We start from the raw sequence: 16325 nt of genomic DNA, 5'->3' as shown, positions 1-16325 counted from the left end.
CCCTCTTACATGAGGTCGTCCAGGCCGTCACCTTCAAGAAGGTCGTCATCCCAGTCATCATCGGTCACAGTACCACCGGTCAGTGGCTCACCGTCCTTGATGAAGCGTACAGCCAGAAGGGAAGCACCAATACCGGAGTTTCCATTCTTGTTGTAAGGGTAGAAGCTGAGCACGGCCTGTACATAGCAGCCGGCGTACAATTCATTAGGGTCAACAATTTCTTCACGGTCCTTGGTGTAGAGCTTTGGCTTGTGGTCCTCATTGCTCTTGGCGTTAATGAAGAAGCTGTTCTCATAGGCAGGGTCTTCCTTCTCGTCGCCGTCCCGAAGCAGCTCATACTTAATCTTGGTCTTGCCGAGAACCTGCTTAACCTCAGAGTCCTTCATCATCTTGTCAACAACCTCCTGGGCCCGCTTGGCGGTCTTGGAGTTCTTGGGAATAATAAAGGAAGCACTGAACTTCATATCCCCGTTAAGGGTCTCAGCAGGCTTGAAAAGGTGTGGATAAGACAGACGAACTAAACCGGTAGTAAACTTTGTAGACATAGATAAATTCCTCCTAAAAATTAATCATTTAATAAACTATCATCCAAATCATCAGCGCCGGCGGTCTCCAGCTTCATTGGTTCCCGCTTGTCACTGTTGGCAACCAGGGTAGGTTTGTCCTGAGGCTTTACAATAATATCCTTCATAACCTGGGCAAACTGCTTCTTGCCCATGAGTTTTTCAAGGTCGGTTATGGTCTTGAGCTCCCGAGGTTTGAGGAAGTCATCTTCCGAATAGCCCTCCTGGGCAAGAATGGATCTGGCAGCATCCGGATCTGAAATCTTACGGTTGCTCCTGCCCTCTACCACCTTCATGCCTGGCCACTCAATACCATCATTAATTGCTTTATCAAGGGCATATTCCTCAAGGGCTGTCAGCCATTTCTTAATGGAGTCAGCACGCAGCAGGATATCCACTACATCAATATCAGTAAGGTCATCAGGCTCCAGGTCTTCCTGTACCTTCTCCAGTTCCCACTCTGCCAGCTTCCGGCAGGTGGCTTTGCCCTTGCAGAATTTACAGTGCTCCCCGGCGCACCGTTCACCTTCACCCTTAAAGGCTTTCTGGGCAACAGGCTTGATGCTTTCGCCCCATGCGAGAAGGTCCTTCACACTTATTTCAGCGGTGGACAGATTGTCTATTCTTGGCTGAACAATAGTCATCCGAACCTTTTCGGCCCCATACAGAAGGCCGTAAGAGTTATAGAGCCCCAGAGCGTAGAGCATCATCTGGCTGTTGTTCTCGGCAGATACCTTGACACCCTTGCCGTACTTTAAATCAATTACCTCAATGTAGGCATCGGACACCAGCACCATATCTCCGGTGCCAAATCCTTCCGGAACCCACGGCGAAAAATCAAGCCGTTCCTCAACGTGTACTTCAGCATCCGGGGAAGCACTCTTTGCTTCATTGATTTTTTCAATACAGATATCTACGTACTGCCCTGTGGCTTCCCACATTTCGCCGTCAACGTCCTTAGGCTTGGTCTTAAGGTTTTTCCCTGCAAGATACTTATTAAGGCGTTTCTCGGCCAGAGCATGGGCCTTGGTGCCTTCCTCTGCATACTCGCTGGTCTTATCAGGCAGATCTGCCTCCAGTCTTGCGGAAGGAGTACACTCCAGCCAACGGTGGGAAGCCGAGGCAGATAGTATTGCATGAATCTCAGGCATCAGTAGTTGCCTCCTTTTCCAAAAAAGCTACAAAAGAATCAGCCCCTGCATAGGTGAGCTTGCTGAGGCCGTCAAAACCATTGTCCTCCAGCCACTTCTTTACTGCAGCCTTGCCCTCTTCGGCACCTACCTTTTTGCAGTAGGCGCCAACTGTCTCACGGATCTTTGGCAGCAGCTTCTTATCCAGAATGTCATCCGGATTATGTTCCGGAGCCTTGGCTTCTGCTTTTGCTTCTGCCTTGGATTCCTTTTTTGCTTCAGGCTTTGGCAGCTCCACCACCTTGTCAGATGGCTTGGCTACAGTTGTAGCTGGTGGATTAACCTTCTTTATTTCTCTGCAGGCCAGAACGGCTGCAATGTCAGTAAGAATCTGAGTAAGTCCTTCGTCTGCGCTGATGCGGACATTCACATTTATTTCCATTTACATACCTCCGTAAATCGTGTTAGAATTAATTAGTCACACATTGGTCCGCTATGCGGGCCTTTTTTATTTTAAGAATGGCGAGATTATTGTGAAATGCATGGTAGCTCCTATGATTCCGCCAATCGCTAAGAGAGCTACCACCAGCAACATCCATCCTTTCCTTGTGAAGAATGGCAGCTGGTTTTCGTTCTGATGGATTTCCTTTAAAAGGTCCCCAGCAGTTTTCATTATTTCCCCTCCCCTTTAAAGAATGCTAACCAATGAGTGTTCATACCTTTCCCACTTCTATGTCCATACAATGGTTTTTTGTCAATGTGTTTTAGAAGTTCAGATAAAGGAATTTGTATGCTACTCCATTTGAAAATCAAAGTACCGTTTGTTTTTAAAACACGCCAGCACTCGTTAAACCCTTCATGAATCAGTTCTGGCCAGGTCGCATCCAACGCCCCATATTTCTCTCTCATAATTGATTTTTTACCCGCCCACTTTAAATGCGGTGGGTCGAAAACAATGTGCCAGAAAGTTTCATCGGCGAATGGTAAATGCCTAAAGTCACACAAAATATCGGGTTTTATTTCCAGGTAACAGTTAGGGTAATATTCATGTTTTTCCACTTCTCGGTTATCACAGAAAGTAACTAAAGGATTATTTTTGTCGAACCAAAACATTTTACTTCCGCAACATGGGTCTAAAATTGGTTTCTGGTTATCCATTATGCCAACACTTCACCTCCCCTGGCCGTCACACCAGCCGCAAAGCAGCATGACAAGAATCACTACTATCGGTGTAATAACCCAGATTTTTATGATTTTTACGAAGAGTACCCAATTTAAAGCCGCATGACGAATCATTGCAAAATGGCATCTTGGCATTGTGATTGTATTTCTCTTCATGCTTTTTCTCTCCCTATGACATATTGCTTCCTCTGTATGGCGTATTGCCTCCAAGATTTAGGTTTAGGGCATTCTTCCAGAGGGTGTCCCTTTCCATCCGTTTTGAATTTAAAATCACATCCGTATGGGTCACCACACATCGGATGCCCCCCTGTTACTGCTGCATAGCAACCTTTACACGTTTTTTTCATGCCGGCTTTGCCTCCCCTTTCTTCTTAACAGTTACCTCCACTGTCTGACCGTTGGCGCGACCAGCCAGCTTCAGTAGTAGCTCGATAAAGTTCACTGGGTTAAAACCGGTAATACTAGGTAGTGTCGCATCCAGGCCGTCCCTGTGAATTTGTTTCATTTTGTTGGCCTCCCTTCCCTAACCTTATAAATTTTTAGTCGCATTAAGAGGCTCTCCGGCATACAGATAATCAAAGTCAAGCTCAGGAAAGAACTTATCATGGATAATAATAGCTTCCTGGATTGATAAAGTTGCTTTCCCTCTTAGCCTGTTGTCTAACCAAGTCGAAGGTCTTCCTACAGCTGCCGAGACTTGAGCATTTGTAAAACCGTAACGGGCCATTTCGGCTTTTAAATTTGGGAACATTATTCGATTTCCTCCATTCTTTTGTGTTTTTCGTAACAGATAAACTATAATTTTTCTGTTTTCCGTTTCGATATCTGTATTGTATTTCGATTTTCCGATACTGTCAATACTATTTTCCGATTTTTTCGATTTTTATCTGTAAAATATTTACGGTTTTTCGTTATGATGGTATAATCAAGAAAAAGATTTACCGGGGGTGTTGGTAATGCTACCACTAAATGAAGCAGTTGATATCGCTATGGCGATTAAAGGCTATAATAAGAAAAAGTTGGCTGAGAAAATAGAGATGTCACCTTCAGCCTTTACCGATTTTCTAAACGGAAAAACCTCAAAATTGGACATAACAAAAGCCCAGAAAATCGCAAGCGTTCTGGACTGTACTTTAGATTATTTAGTTGGTAATGATACCATCAATCTTGATATTGGACCTTGTATAAAAGAAGAGCGCGATTCTATGAATATTTCTTCTAAAGAACTTTCAGAAGAAACTAAAATACCTGAACTCATTATTTTGAAATATGAGCAGGGAGATGAGGAAGTCAGTGAATTTCTTTTAGGGAAAATATGTGATTATTTCAGCACGACTATTTTAGAATTCATGGTAAAATATGACCTTTACGATGAATATATCCCGGAAGTTTTTAATGGAGATGTAGAAGCCTATGAATCCTTTAAAAAAGCAGAACGGGCCGATGCGATGAAAGAAGGTTCGATGAAATATCCGGAACTTAAAGATATAGTAGAAAAAGGCATGTATGTAGTTGAGGGTACACCAGCCAGGAGATCATATAAATTTGATTTGGATTTTGCTGTAGAAAGAATTTACGGGAATCCAAAAGGGGTCTGGTTTTGGAATGAAAACCGTCCGGGTGATTTAGAAGCATGCTTAGATGAATACATTCTAGTTATCCAGCAATATGGTTCTAAGGATTTAATTAATGAACTGAATCGCAAGTTAAAAGAAAATCAGGATAAACCTGACGAAGAAAAATTAGATATAGCTGTAAGAATATATTTTAAAATTTTCGGTGGTAGGGAATAATCTCAAACGCATTTCGCACGCATTTAAGAAAGTTACCATCAAGTTAGCAAACCATTGATATATAAGGCTTTATGCTATTTAGCTTGTTGGAAATCTTGTTGGAATCTTGATTTAATTCTCTTAAATCAAACGCATTTCAAACGAATCTCAAACGCATTTGAGTTGTTGATTTTAGATTTGACTTGTTATTTAACTTTTCATTTAACTTGTCACTGATTAGATAAATGAATAGATAAACAAATAAAAAAGCCGCCCAGGATGACGCGGTATGGAAAGTAATTATTGACATAGGGCCTTTTTAAATGTATTATTATTATAGTACCTAGTTGTATATACAATTAGGTCATGTAAATAGCTTAACAGGCCCTTGGTAGTACGCTCTCCGATGATACGGGAGTAGCAGAATCCCTGGGCCTCTTTTATTTTTAAGGAGTAACGAACATGATTAAAACCGCAATACTTGTTGATGGCGGATTTTACCGCAAACGTGCCAGATATCAGTGGGGAACGAAAACTGCTGAAGAACGGGCGAAAGAGCTTGGCGCCTATTGTATGGCGCACATAAAAAAGAAAGATGGGCCAAACGCCAGACAGCTTTACCGGATTTTTTACTACGATTGTGAGCCTTCCAAACGCAGTGTTTATCACCCTTTAACAAAACAAAATGTTGAACTTGATAAATCCGATACTTATACTTGGACACTGGCATTTATCGAGGAAATGAAAAAGAGGCGTAAATTTGCAATTCGTCTGGGTGTTCTGGCTGAAAGGCCAAATTATAACCTGAAACCATTAGTAACAAAAGATTTATTGAACAACAAACGCACCCTTGATAGCTTGACAGAAAACGATTTTGAATTCCATGCCAAGCAGAAAGGTGTTGATATGCGGATAGGTATTGATATAGCTTCCCTTGCATACAAACATCAGGTTGATCAGATAATACTTATCGCAGGCGACAGTGACTTTGTACCTGCTGCAAAACTCGCAAGGCGTGAGGGAATCGACTTTATACTTGACCCTATGGGAGCAGATATAAAAGAGGACTTATTTGAGCATATCGATGGATTAGAAACTCCTTGGAAACATAGCAAGACTGAAGAAGTACAAAAATAAAAAAAAGGCCGCCCCTGCGCCAACAGGAACGGCCTGGATGCAATTAACCCCGAGAGGGCCAATCACACTACCCAGTATGATTATAACACCTCTTGGGGCTGATTGCCATACAATGAAAGAGGTGTTTTTATTATGAAAAAAGCAGCACTTTATATCCGTGTGTCTACGGATGAACAGGCCAAGCACGGCTTCTCCCTGGGAGAGCAGCGCCATGATCTGGAGCAGTATGCTGCAGCCCACCACTATGCTGTAGTGGATGTTTACGCTGATGAGGGCAATACCGCCCGCAAGGCCATCAGCAAAAGAAAAGAACTCCAGAGGCTCCTGGACGATGTCCGGGCGGGCCATATTGATGTTATCCTGCTGAAGTGTCTGGACAGATGGTTCCGGAATGTCCGGGACTATTACAAGGTGCAGGAGGTGCTGGACGAGTATGGTGTTGAATGGGAATGCACCCAGGAAGACTATAACACCACCACGACCAATGGGCGGCTTATGCTTAACCTGAAGCTGTCCATTGCCCAGAATGAGTCCGACCAGACCAGTGACCGCATAAAGTATATCAACGAGGGCAAGAAACGCCGCAAGGAAGAATGTACTGGCAAGCACCCATTTGCCTACAAATCTGTTAATAAGAAGCTGGTTATCATTGAGGAAGAACGGCCTATAGTGGAGTTTGCTTTTGCCCAGCTTCTGGCCGGATCCTCTACCCACTCCATTGCTACCAAGATATGGCAGGAGTTCCATTTTGCTATTGATGCAAGGAGAATATGGAGGATAGTCCGCAACCCTACCTATAAAGGCGAACGGTACGGTATTCCCGATTTCTGTCCGGCTATTATCCCTCCGGAAGAATTTGATAAGGTACAGAAGATACTCAGCCGGAATAATCAGCCGTCAAGAACGGGGCTGGTATATCTGTTTAATGGCAAGATTATCTGCCCGTCCTGCGGCAGCATCCTTGTGGTCAACTGCGGCAGATCGAAGAAGACAGGAAAATATTCCCGCCCTATCTATTTGTGTGGCAAGAAGTACACCACGGGCAAGCCTACCATAGCAGGAGGCTGTCAGTTTGGCGGAGGCGTCTCTGAGCGTGTTATTGAAAGATGGCTGATAGCAAATATCTTCCCGTTATTAAAAGACTATGAGGCGCACCTCAGGAGCTCACAGCCTAAATCTATGGATTACCGGTCCAAGATGAAGACCATAAACAACAAGCTGGCCAGGCTGAAGGACCTGTATCTGGATGAGCTCATTGACAAAGACACCTACAAGGCAGACTACCGGAAGCTCCAGGACGAACTGGCAAAGCTGGCCATTGCCTCAAAGAAACAGGTCCGCCTGCCGCCCGCCATGGACAGCATTCTCTCTGATACCGATTTTGAAAAGACCTACAGTGAAATGCCGCGGGAACAGCAGCGGGAACTCTGGCAGTCCGTCATAAAGCGCATACGCATTGACCGCCGCCCGGAGGACAAGGGAAAAAGGTATACGGATTTCCAGGTAGAATTTATGTGATGCATATTTATTCAAATAAAGAAAAACAGCCACATGACAGGTTTTCTATAACCCGCCAGGTGGCTGTTTTGCTAAATTTAAAAACTTATCCCTCTGTCTTTCCAGTACGCCCTCTCTTGGTCATTGGCACACCCTGCTTGCAAAGTGGGCAGTTATCTGGTTCATAGGTCTGCACATCCATATGAAGCAATGCAGTGCTTGGCACATCACCAAAGGTTGCCCTGCCACCGCTGCGGTCTACCAGCATGCTCACAGCCACTGGAATACCGCCATGCTCCTTAACCACATCGATAACCTCACGAATGGAACCGCCAGTGGTAACAATATCCTCAACGATGAGAACACGCTCACCTTCATGGAGAGTAAAGCCACGACGGAAGGTCATCTTGCCGTTTTCACGCTCGGTGAATATAGCTCTGGTGCCCAGTGCCTTGCCAGTTTCGTGAGCCAGCAGAATACCGCCAGTTACAGGGCCCACCACTGTCTCAATATTGGCATCAACAAACTTAGCTGCCATGGCCTGACACAGCTTTTCTGTGTATTCAGGCTTCTGAAGTACGTTGAACTTCTCCACATAGCGCGGACTGTGAAGGCCGGAGGTCAAAAGGAAATGCCCTTCCATAATTGCACCGGTTTCCAGAAGCATATCCTCTACTTCTTTTTCTGTAAGAGCTTTTAATTCTGCCATTATTTTACACTCTCCATTTCTTTAATTATAGCTTCTGCAGCTTCCTTTGGATCCTGAGCTGCCCGAATAGGACGGCCAACCACCAGATGGGTAGCACCATTTTTCAGTGCTGCTTCGGGAGTTGCAATTCGGCTCTGGTCGTCAATGCTGGCTCCCGATGGGCGCACCCCAGGAGTGATAATGAGAAAATCCGGGCCACAGGCCTCACGAATTGCTGCGGCTTCCTGAGGAGAAGCCACCACTCCATCAAGGCCAGCTTCCTTGGTGAGCTTGGCCAGACGAACCACCTGCTTGCGAATCTCACACTGCATACCAAGGCCCTGCCAATCCTCCTGATTAATGCTGGTCAGTATGGTCACAGCAATCAGCTTGGGGCATGGAATCCCCATTTCCTCAGCCTTTTTGTGAACTCTTTCTGCCGCTGTCTTCATCATGGTAAAACCGCCGGAGGCATGAACATTCATAATATCCGCCCCCTGTACCATGAGAGAGCAAAGTCCCTCAGCCACAGTGTTTGGAATATCGTGGAGCTTCAGGTCCAAAAAGATATTCTTGCCCTTCTCTTTAAGGTAAGAAATGACCTTGGCTCCCTCGCTGTAGAAAAGCTCCATGCCTACCTTGTAGTAGCTGACACTGTCACCAAGAGTATCCACCAGCTTCTCCACATCCTCAAATTTATGAAAATCAAGGGCTACAATCAAACGATTATCTGCCATTTTTCCTCCTTAAGCTAAATCATAACCTCCACCAACATAGTCTTGAATAGCGAGGCTATATACAAGGCGGCGCTCCCGCATGAACTCCAGTACATTCAGTACCTCCCAGGCGGTATCCAGTGAAGTGAGACATGGAATAGCATGCTCCACCGTAGCACGACGAATCTTAAAACCATCGTGTACTACGCTCTTGCCCTGATTCTGGGTCATGGTGTTGATTACCATGTGAATACGGCCCTTCTTGATCTGCTGGATAATGTCCACGCTGCGTTCATGCATCTTGCCCACTACCTCAACATCAATGCCCATAGACTTAATGGCCTTGGCACTGCCGGCAGTAGCCACCAGCTTAAAGCCAAGCTCAGAGAAGGCCTTGGCCAGTTGCTTCATTTCGTCCTTATCCTTGTTGGCCACAGTGAACAGAATGGTTCCATTTACTGGAATATTCATGCCCGCACCAGTCATGGCCTTATACAGCGCACGGTTATAATGATAGTCTATACCCATAACCTCACCAGTGGACTTCATCTCCGGGCCAAGGGAAATGTCCACATCGGCCATCTTATTGAAGGAGAATACTGGTGCCTTTACAGCCACATAATGCTTAGGGCTTACCAGACCTGGCTTGAAGCCCAGCTCCTTAATGGTGGATCCCATGGCAATCTGGGTGGCAATATCCACCATCTGTACATCCGTTACCTTGCTGAGGAATGGTACTGTACGGGAGGAACGTGGATTTACTTCAATTACGAAAACCTCATCATTGGCCACTACATACTGGATATTCATAAGACCCTTTACATGGAGGCCTACTGCCAGACGCTTAGTGTAATCCACAATGGTATATTTTACCTTTTGTGGCAGAGTCTGTGGCGGGTACACCGCAATGGAGTCACCAGAATGAACACCAGCCCGCTCGATATGCTCCATAATGCCCGGGATTATTACATCCACACCATCGGAAATGGCATCCACTTCAACCTCAGTGCCCTGCATATAGCGGTCCACCAGAACCGGATGCTCCGGAGTCACCTTTACTGCACGGCCCATGTAGTCAATAAGCTCTTCCTCGTTATACACGATTTCCATAGCACGTCCGCCCAATACATAGGAAGGACGAACCATTACAGGATAGCCGATTTCAGCTGCGCCCTTGATGGCATCCTCCAAATTGGTTACGCTGATGCCCTGTGGTCTAGGAATACCGGTCTGAGTGAGCACCTCATCAAAGCGCTCTCTGTCCTCTGCCCGGTCAATATCATTTACAGAAGTACCGAAGATTTTAACCCCGGCCTTGCTGAGGTCCTCAGCCAAATTAATGGCCGTCTGCCCGCCAAACTGAACGATAACCCCCTCTGGCTTTTCCTTGTCAATAATGTTAAGAACATCCTCAGAAGTAAGTGGCTCAAAGTAAAGTCTGTCGGAAATATCAAAGTCAGTGGATACGGTTTCAGGGTTATTGTTGACAATAATGGCCTCTATGCCCATCTGACGCAGGGCCCATACTGAATGTACAGAGCAATAATCGAATTCCACACCCTGACCGATGCGGATTGGGCCAGAGCCCAACACCAGAACCTTGCGACGCTTACTTGAGGTATCCACCTCATCCTCCTGGGCGTGGAAGGTGGAATAATAGTATGGAGTTGCAGCCTCAAACTCAGCAGCACAGGTATCTACCATCTTGTAGCATGGCAGAATGTTCATAGTCTTTCTCAGAGTACGAATTTCATCAGTGGTCTTTCCGGCCAATTCGGCAATGGAGCGGTCAGCCAGTCCAACGTCCTTGGCAGCCAGCATAAGACTAGGAGTAATCTGCTCATTCTGAATTCTGAGCTCCAGATCGGTAATCTTCTTGATTTTCCGCAGGAACCATTTATCTATTTTAGTAATGCTATGAATCCCATCCACATCAACAATGCCACGGCGCATGGCCTCGGCTATTACAAAGAGGCGCTCATCATTGCACTTGGACAAGGCTTTAATAACCTTTTCATCATCCCAGGCATCCATATCCTCCATGTGAAGACGGTGTACACCGATTTCCAGGGAACGGACTGCCTTTAAGATAGCTCCCTCAAAGTTTCTGTCAATGGACATAACCTCTCCAGTAGCCTTCATCTGGGTTCCCAGTGTCTTGTCCGCATATACGAACTTATCAAAAGGCCAGCGTGGGAACTTAACCACGCAGTAGTCAAGGGCTGGCTCAAAGCATGCCTTGGTCTTTTGGGTTACGGCATTAGTAATCTCATCCAAACTGTAGCCAATAGCAATCTTGGCAGAAACCTTGGCAATGGGGTAACCAGTTGCTTTGGAAGCCAATGCTGAAGAACGGCTTACACGAGGATTTACCTCTATTACATAATATTGGTTGGAATTAGGATCCAGAGCATACTGGGCATTACAGCCGCCCTCGATACCCAGCTCGCGGATAATGCGAATGCTGGCGCTTCTCAGCATCTGATATTCATGGTCTGTAAGGGTCTGGGATGGTGCCACAACAATGGAATCACCAGTATGAACACCTACAGGATCAAAGTTTTCCATATTACAGATGGTAATACAGTTGTCGTTGCCGTCACGCATTACCTCGTACTCAATTTCCTTCCAGCCGGCCACACTACGCTCAATGAGAACCTGACCAATCATGGAATACTTAAGTCCCTTTATGACGATGTCCACCAGCTCTTCCTCATTGTCAGCAATACCGCCGCCAGTGCCACCCATGGTATAGGCAGGACGAACGATAAGAGGATAGCCGATTTCGTTGGCAAACTGTACGGCAGACTCCACGTCCTCAACAATGGTGGACTCAGGAATCGGCTCACCCAGCTTGTTCATGGTTTCCTTAAACAGCTCTCTGTCCTCTGCCTGTTCAATGGCCTTTAGGGAAGTGCCCAAAAGCTCCACATTGTACTTTTCCAAAATGCCCTGTTCAGAAAGCTGTACAGCAAGATTCAGACCAGCCTGGCCTCCCAATGTAGCCAAAAGTCCATCCGGCTTTTCCTTGCTGATAATATGCTCCATAAACTCTACAGTTAATGGCTCAATATATACGCGGTCAGCCATGTGTTTATCTGTCATAATGGTGGCTGGATTGCTGTTTACCAATACAACCTCCAAGCCTTCCTCTTTAAGGGCTCGACAAGCCTGGGAGCCTGCGTAGTCAAACTCAGCCGCCTGGCCGATAATAATCGGGCCGGAACCAATAACGATAACCTTCTTTAAATTTTCCTTCTTTGGCACTGATTATTCCCCCTTTGTCTCGCCGGTTAAAAGTGTCCAGAACTGATCGAACAGATACATATTGTCGTCAGGACCCGGGGAAGCCTCAGGGTGATACTGGACGGAGAACAATGGCAGAGATGTATGACGCATCCCCTCCACAGTGCCATCATTAACATTAATGTGAGTAATCTCCAAAGGAAGCTCCTTCAAAGATGCTTCCTCTACAGCATAGCCATGATTCTGGGAAGAAATATGAACCCGGCCGTTAAGGAGATTCTTTACTGGCTGGTTAGAGCCACGGTGACCAAACTTCAATTTATAGGTGTTTGCCCCAAGAGCCAGAGAAATCAGCTGATGTCCCAAGCAAATACCAAACATTGGCTTCTTGCCAATGAGCTTCTTAACTTCTTCAATAACCTCCGGAACGTCCTTAGGATCTCCAGGGCCATTGGAAAGGAAAATGCCATCCGGATTCATGGCCATAATCTCATCAGCCTTGGTGTCAGCAGGCACTACTGTGAGCTTGCAGCCAAGATTATGGAGGGAATTCAATATATTCTGCTTAATGCCAAAATCCATCACTACCACATGAGGTCCATCATTATCCATTACATAGGTTTCAGGAGTGGTAACCTCTGCCACCACATCCAGCTTGATTGGCACAGCCATGAGCTTATCTATTTCCTCTTGGCTGGCATCCTCGGATACGATAATGCCCTTCATGCAGCCCTGGGAACGGATGGTTCTTGTAACTGCACGGGTATCCACATTATAAAGGCAAGGAATCTTCTGGTCATTCAAAAACTTTGCCAGCTCATTTTCCTTCTGCCAGTTGCTGCCCTCATCACAGAGCTCACCGATAATAAATCCGTTTACAAAGGATTCTCTGGACTGCATAAATTTATCTGCCACGCCGTAATTGCCAATGAGTGGGAATGTCAGGGTAACAATCTGACTGCAGTAGGATGGGTCAGTAAGTATCTCCTGATAACCGGTCATACCGGTATTAAACACCACCTCGCCAGTGGCTTTGTATTCATTTAACAAATCTCCAGTGAAGACGCTGCCATCCTCAAGAATAAGTTTTCCTTTCAAGATTACACCTCCAAAACTACGCCATCGTCCATTACCAGCTTGCCGTCCACCAAGGTCTTAACAGCCTTGCCCTTGAACTTGCGGCCAATAAACGGAGAATGGGAGCCCCTGGTATAGAATTTCTTTTCATCCACAGTCCATTCCAGCTCAGGGTCAATTACAGTTATATCAGCAGGCATACCTACGGAGAGGCTGCCAGCATTTAAATCGAAAATCTTGGCTGGCTCAGCAGTAAGCTTGGAAATCATTGTAACCAAATCCAGCTTGCCGGGAGCCACTAAATCAGTCATAAGGCAGCCAAGGGAGGTTTCCAATCCCGGGAAGCCGCTTGGTGCATAAATATACTCTCTGTCCTTTTCCTCCTGGGCATGTGGGGAATGATCAGTCACAATACAGTCAATAGTACCATCCTTAATCCCCTCCAGCACTGCCTCCACGTCCTTCTGCTGACGCAGGGGAGGATTAACCTTGGTAGAGCTGTCAAAGAGATTTACCATATCATCAGTCATTGTCAAATGCTGTGGAGTAGCCTCAGCAGTAACCTTTACACCACGCTTCTTGGCCTGACGAACCAGATCTACCGCATTGGCAGAGCTGATGTGGGCCACATGAACCCTTGCCCCTGCATATTCAGCCAAAGCAATATCACGGTACACCGCAATATCCTCAGCTACTGTTGGACGGCCCTTCATGCCCAGCATGGCACTTCTGTGGCTTTCATTCATAACGCCTTCCTCGATGAGGCTTGGCTCCTCCTCATGGTTGATGATTACCTTATCAAAGGACTTCAGATAATCATAGCAGTTAAGCATTACCTTGGCAGACTTGGTAAAATGACCATCATCAGAAAAGGCCACAGCGCCAGCCTGGGTCATATCCCCCATCTCAGCCATTTCTTCACCCTTCTGGCCCTTGGTAACGGCACCGATAATCTCAATGTGAACCACTGCCGCATCCTCAGCCCGCTTCTGCAAAGAACGCACCATAGCCGCAGTATCCACTACAGGGTTGGTATTTGGCATGGTGGCTACAGTAGTATATCCACCTGCTGCCGCAGCCTTGGAACCGGACTCAAAATCCTCCTTGGCCTCCTGGCCTGGCTCACGAAGATGAACGTGCATATCAATAAAACCAGGGCACACAATCTTGCCCTCAGCATCAATAACCTCATCAGCGGCACTCTTAATATTGCCTGCCACCTTGGCGATTTTGCCATCCTCGATTAATACATCAGCAACCTTATCAAATGAATTGGCAGGATCGATTACTCTGCCACCCTTAATCAATGTCTTCATGCCTTGTTACCTCCAATCAATGCGTGGGTCAGAATAGCCATACGAACTGCTACACCGTTCTGAACCTGCTCCTGAATGGCGGAATGATCGCCATAAGCTACGAATGGAGAAATTTCCAGTCCCTTGTTCATTGGGCCCGGATGCAGTACAAGCACATCATCCTTGGCCAGAGCCAAACGCTTATCATTAAGACCGTAGATACGGGCATATTCTCTTGGGGATGGGAAAAGGCCAGCCTTCTGGCGCTCAAGCTGAATGCGAAGAACATTGATTACATCCGCGTCCTTAATAGCATCCTCCACATTGTCATGAATCACAATGCCCTCCTCCTCAAAGAGGAATCTTGGCATAAGAGTTCTAGGACCAGCCAAATGGACCTCAACACCCATCTTCCGCATGCCCTGAATGTCCGAACGGGCAACGCGGCTATGGGTAATATCACCTAAGATAACGTACTTCAGGCCCTCAAGATGCCCCTTGTGCTCCTGTACAGTAAAAAGGTTCAACAGCCCCTGGGATGGATGGGCATGGGCACCATCACCAGCGTTTATGATTACCGGGCTTGCCACCTTGGAAGCGTATTCAGCAGCACCCTCAGCCTTGTGGCGCATAACGATAGCATCTACACCCATGGCTTCAACGGTATAAAGGGTATCTCGAAGGCTCTCACCCTTTACAATACTGGAGGTACCAGCGGTAATATTTACCACATCGGCTCCCAAATACTTGCCAGCCAGTTCAAAGGATGAACGGGTACGGGTACTTGGCTCATAGAACAAGGTCACAATGGACTTACCCCGCAGAGCCGGTACTTTTTTGATGTCACGATGAATAATATTTTTCATCTCCTTGGCACTTTCCAGAATCACCTGGATTTCCTCCTTGGAAAAATCTGCCAAAGCAAGCACATCTTTCCCCCGAAGGTTTACTTTAGAATTATCCAAGACAATCACTCCTTTATTATTTTGACCAGACCAGCTGTGAAATACACTTCATGATAACTTTGGGCAATTAAAAAAGCTCTCTCATGCCGAGGCACAAGAAAGCTATAAATGCTTTTAGATACAGTTATCCCAATAATTTTTGATAGCGCACTATCTTACCAGCTTCCTTTATCAGCCTCACAGGACTAATTTCAAAGGTCATATTCAACTGTAATGAACTATATCACATTATGGGATTTTTCGCAAGGAAATATCCACATGATCACATCATTCTGCAAAAATATCATCCAGCTGTATTTCCAAATCATCATACAGGCTAATTTTCAAAGACAAATTTTGTTCAGCCTTTTCCTCTTCCCGCAAGCGTTCCCACTCGCTTTCTGTAAATCTCGTATATACATTGTCAAGGTAAAAAGCCCCCTGCTCATTTAATCGGTAAACCTCAATAGCCTCATCCTTCGGACTGATTACCCAATATTCTTTAACACCAGAACGCTCATAAATATCTTTCTTTACTGTAATATCCCGCTTTCGGGTGCTGGGAGACAATATCTCAGCCACAAAATCAGGTGCCCCATCAATGTAGCTTTCCTTGATCTTGGAATCATCACAAACAATGCTAATATCCGGAATAAGGTGATCCCGTTCACTAAGTACCGCTTCGGCCTCAAAAAAAGCCTTGCACTTTTTCCCCGCTAAAAAATTATTGATAATAGTAAACAAATGCCCCTGAATCCTTATGTGACGAATGTTGGCCGGGCTCATATCGTAGATAACACCATCTATAAGTTCTGACTTATTATAATCCTTTAAAGCTTCCATACCAATACCTCCCATCCACCACTATTTTACAATATATCGGGCCTTCTCGTCCATAATTTGCCCTGTGATTGAACATCGGAAAAAGAGGCAGCAATCATTTTCCATTCAGTTATAGAAAATTTGCTCCAAAATCCAAAATTGATATCAAAATAAACATTTAAGTTTCCCTGCCTGTTTTTTTGCATAGTAAAAGGACTCCATGTGGAGCCCTTTAAATTGTGTTCAGTTGAACGCC

18 protein-coding genes are annotated in these 16325 nt (G+C 45.7%); 3 read left to right on the top strand and 15 right to left on the bottom strand.

The window, feature by feature from the left end; genetic code table 11:
• Window positions 1-5: 5 nt before the first annotated feature.
• The 8 genes from B6K08_RS08210 to B6K08_RS08185 form a co-directional block, all read right to left on the bottom strand.
• Complete coding sequence (locus B6K08_RS08210; RefSeq protein WP_039209777.1) at window positions 6-545, bottom strand: DUF2815 family protein; 540 nt, start codon at window positions 543-545, stop codon at window positions 6-8.
• 20 nt (window positions 546-565) lie between these two features.
• Complete coding sequence (locus B6K08_RS08205) at window positions 566-1714, bottom strand: DUF2800 domain-containing protein (RefSeq protein ID WP_039209780.1); 1149 nt, start codon at window positions 1712-1714, stop codon at window positions 566-568.
• Window positions 1707-2135, bottom strand: a complete 429-nt coding sequence (locus tag B6K08_RS08200; RefSeq protein ID WP_039209784.1) for a hypothetical protein — start codon at window positions 2133-2135, stop codon at window positions 1707-1709. Before B6K08_RS08200 ends, B6K08_RS08205 begins: the two co-directional genes overlap by 8 nt.
• Before the next feature lie 66 nt (window positions 2136-2201).
• Entirely contained in the window at window positions 2202-2366 is a 165-nt protein-coding gene (locus tag B6K08_RS13775; protein WP_159446739.1) for a hypothetical protein, read from the bottom strand.
• A complete protein-coding gene (locus tag B6K08_RS08195) occupies window positions 2366-2851 on the bottom strand; it encodes a class I SAM-dependent methyltransferase (RefSeq protein WP_039209787.1) in 486 nt (161 codons plus the stop codon). The genes B6K08_RS13775 and B6K08_RS08195 overlap by 1 nt, the downstream gene beginning before the upstream one ends.
• 12 nt (window positions 2852-2863) lie before the next feature.
• On the bottom strand, window positions 2864-3031 hold the full coding sequence (locus tag B6K08_RS13770; protein WP_159446738.1) for a hypothetical protein: 168 nt from the start codon (window positions 3029-3031) through the stop codon (window positions 2864-2866).
• A 187-nt stretch (window positions 3032-3218) separates the two neighbouring features.
• Window positions 3219-3380, bottom strand: coding sequence for a hypothetical protein (locus tag B6K08_RS13765; protein ID WP_159446737.1), 162 nt, complete (start codon window positions 3378-3380; stop codon window positions 3219-3221).
• 24 nt (window positions 3381-3404) lie between these two features.
• Window positions 3405-3626: a hypothetical protein gene (locus tag B6K08_RS08185; protein ID WP_052212324.1), complete on the bottom strand. Its 222-nt coding sequence runs from the start codon at window positions 3624-3626 to the stop codon at window positions 3405-3407.
• Between the two features lie 205 nt (window positions 3627-3831).
• Between B6K08_RS08185 and B6K08_RS08180 the strand changes: the two genes are divergently transcribed.
• From B6K08_RS08180 to B6K08_RS08170, 3 genes are all read left to right on the top strand, one after another.
• The gene (locus tag B6K08_RS08180) at window positions 3832-4668 is read left to right on the top strand and encodes a helix-turn-helix transcriptional regulator (protein ID WP_080325895.1); all 837 of its coding nucleotides are present in this window, start codon (window positions 3832-3834) and stop codon (window positions 4666-4668) included.
• A 441-nt stretch (window positions 4669-5109) separates the two neighbouring features.
• Window positions 5110-5784: an NYN domain-containing protein gene (locus tag B6K08_RS08175; protein ID WP_039209797.1), complete on the top strand. Its 675-nt coding sequence runs from the start codon at window positions 5110-5112 to the stop codon at window positions 5782-5784.
• Window positions 5785-5916: 132 nt separating this feature from the next.
• Window positions 5917-7302 (top strand): recombinase family protein, encoded by a 1386-nt coding sequence (locus B6K08_RS08170; RefSeq protein WP_039209801.1) that lies wholly within the window; start codon window positions 5917-5919, stop codon window positions 7300-7302.
• 85 nt (window positions 7303-7387) lie between these two features.
• Here the strand turns inward: B6K08_RS08170 and pyrE are convergent, their stop codons facing one another.
• The 7 genes from pyrE to B6K08_RS08135 all read right to left on the bottom strand — a co-directional run bounded on the left by pyrE (window position 7388) and on the right by B6K08_RS08135 (window position 16090).
• A complete protein-coding gene (gene pyrE / locus B6K08_RS08165) occupies window positions 7388-7990 on the bottom strand; it encodes an orotate phosphoribosyltransferase (RefSeq protein WP_039209805.1) in 603 nt (200 codons plus the stop codon).
• Window positions 7990-8706, bottom strand: a complete 717-nt coding sequence (gene pyrF / locus B6K08_RS08160) for an orotidine-5'-phosphate decarboxylase (protein ID WP_039209807.1) — start codon at window positions 8704-8706, stop codon at window positions 7990-7992. Before pyrF ends, pyrE begins: the two co-directional genes overlap by 1 nt.
• 9 nt (window positions 8707-8715) lie before the next feature.
• The gene (gene carB, locus B6K08_RS08155; RefSeq protein ID WP_080325894.1) at window positions 8716-11952 is read right to left on the bottom strand and encodes a carbamoyl-phosphate synthase large subunit; all 3237 of its coding nucleotides are present in this window, start codon (window positions 11950-11952) and stop codon (window positions 8716-8718) included.
• Between the two features lie 3 nt (window positions 11953-11955).
• Complete coding sequence (gene carA / locus B6K08_RS08150) at window positions 11956-13029, bottom strand: glutamine-hydrolyzing carbamoyl-phosphate synthase small subunit (protein ID WP_039209160.1); 1074 nt, start codon at window positions 13027-13029, stop codon at window positions 11956-11958.
• A 2-nt stretch (window positions 13030-13031) separates the two neighbouring features.
• A complete protein-coding gene (locus B6K08_RS08145) occupies window positions 13032-14324 on the bottom strand; it encodes a dihydroorotase (RefSeq protein WP_039209162.1) in 1293 nt (430 codons plus the stop codon).
• Window positions 14321-15268 carry an aspartate carbamoyltransferase catalytic subunit gene (locus B6K08_RS08140; protein ID WP_143254878.1) on the bottom strand — a complete coding sequence of 316 codons (948 nt, stop codon included), beginning with the start codon at window positions 15266-15268 and terminating at the stop codon, window positions 14321-14323. The genes B6K08_RS08145 and B6K08_RS08140 overlap by 4 nt, the downstream gene beginning before the upstream one ends.
• Window positions 15269-15535: 267 nt before the next feature.
• Window positions 15536-16090 (bottom strand): Uma2 family endonuclease, encoded by a 555-nt coding sequence (locus tag B6K08_RS08135; RefSeq protein WP_039209170.1) that lies wholly within the window; start codon window positions 16088-16090, stop codon window positions 15536-15538.
• Between the last annotated feature and the right edge of the window lie 235 nt (window positions 16091-16325).

This window comes from Anaerovibrio lipolyticus DSM 3074, from assembly GCF_900141865.1.
GTDB lineage: Bacteria > Bacillota > Negativicutes > Selenomonadales > Selenomonadaceae > Anaerovibrio > Anaerovibrio lipolyticus.
Note: the sequence above shows the minus strand (reverse complement) of the source record. Positions and strands in the feature narration are given on the sequence as shown.

Excerpts from the sequence above, each read along its gene's own strand:
- B6K08_RS08210 (WP_039209777.1), bottom strand. The coding sequence starts at position 545 with ATGTCTACAAAGTTTACTACCGGTTTAGTTCGTCTGTCTTATCCACAC.
- B6K08_RS08205 (WP_039209780.1), bottom strand. The coding sequence starts at position 1,714 with ATGCCTGAGATTCATGCAATACTATCTGCCTCGGCTTCCCACCGTTGG.
- B6K08_RS08200 (WP_039209784.1), bottom strand. The coding sequence starts at position 2,135 with ATGGAAATAAATGTGAATGTCCGCATCAGCGCAGACGAAGGACTTACT.
- B6K08_RS13775 (WP_159446739.1), bottom strand. The coding sequence starts at position 2,366 with ATGAAAACTGCTGGGGACCTTTTAAAGGAAATCCATCAGAACGAAAAC.
- B6K08_RS08195 (WP_039209787.1), bottom strand. The coding sequence starts at position 2,851 with ATGGATAACCAGAAACCAATTTTAGACCCATGTTGCGGAAGTAAAATG.
- B6K08_RS13770 (WP_159446738.1), bottom strand. The coding sequence starts at position 3,031 with ATGAAGAGAAATACAATCACAATGCCAAGATGCCATTTTGCAATGATT.
- B6K08_RS13765 (WP_159446737.1), bottom strand. The coding sequence starts at position 3,380 with ATGAAACAAATTCACAGGGACGGCCTGGATGCGACACTACCTAGTATT.
- B6K08_RS08185 (WP_052212324.1), bottom strand. The coding sequence starts at position 3,626 with ATGTTCCCAAATTTAAAAGCCGAAATGGCCCGTTACGGTTTTACAAAT.
- B6K08_RS08180 (WP_080325895.1), top strand. The coding sequence starts at position 3,832 with ATGCTACCACTAAATGAAGCAGTTGATATCGCTATGGCGATTAAAGGC.
- B6K08_RS08175 (WP_039209797.1), top strand. The coding sequence starts at position 5,110 with ATGATTAAAACCGCAATACTTGTTGATGGCGGATTTTACCGCAAACGT.
- B6K08_RS08170 (WP_039209801.1), top strand. The coding sequence starts at position 5,917 with ATGAAAAAAGCAGCACTTTATATCCGTGTGTCTACGGATGAACAGGCC.
- pyrE (WP_039209805.1), bottom strand. The coding sequence starts at position 7,990 with ATGGCAGAATTAAAAGCTCTTACAGAAAAAGAAGTAGAGGATATGCTT.
- pyrF (WP_039209807.1), bottom strand. The coding sequence starts at position 8,706 with ATGGCAGATAATCGTTTGATTGTAGCCCTTGATTTTCATAAATTTGAG.
- B6K08_RS08145 (WP_039209162.1), bottom strand. The coding sequence starts at position 14,324 with ATGAAGACATTGATTAAGGGTGGCAGAGTAATCGATCCTGCCAATTCA.
- B6K08_RS08135 (WP_039209170.1), bottom strand. The coding sequence starts at position 16,090 with ATGGAAGCTTTAAAGGATTATAATAAGTCAGAACTTATAGATGGTGTT.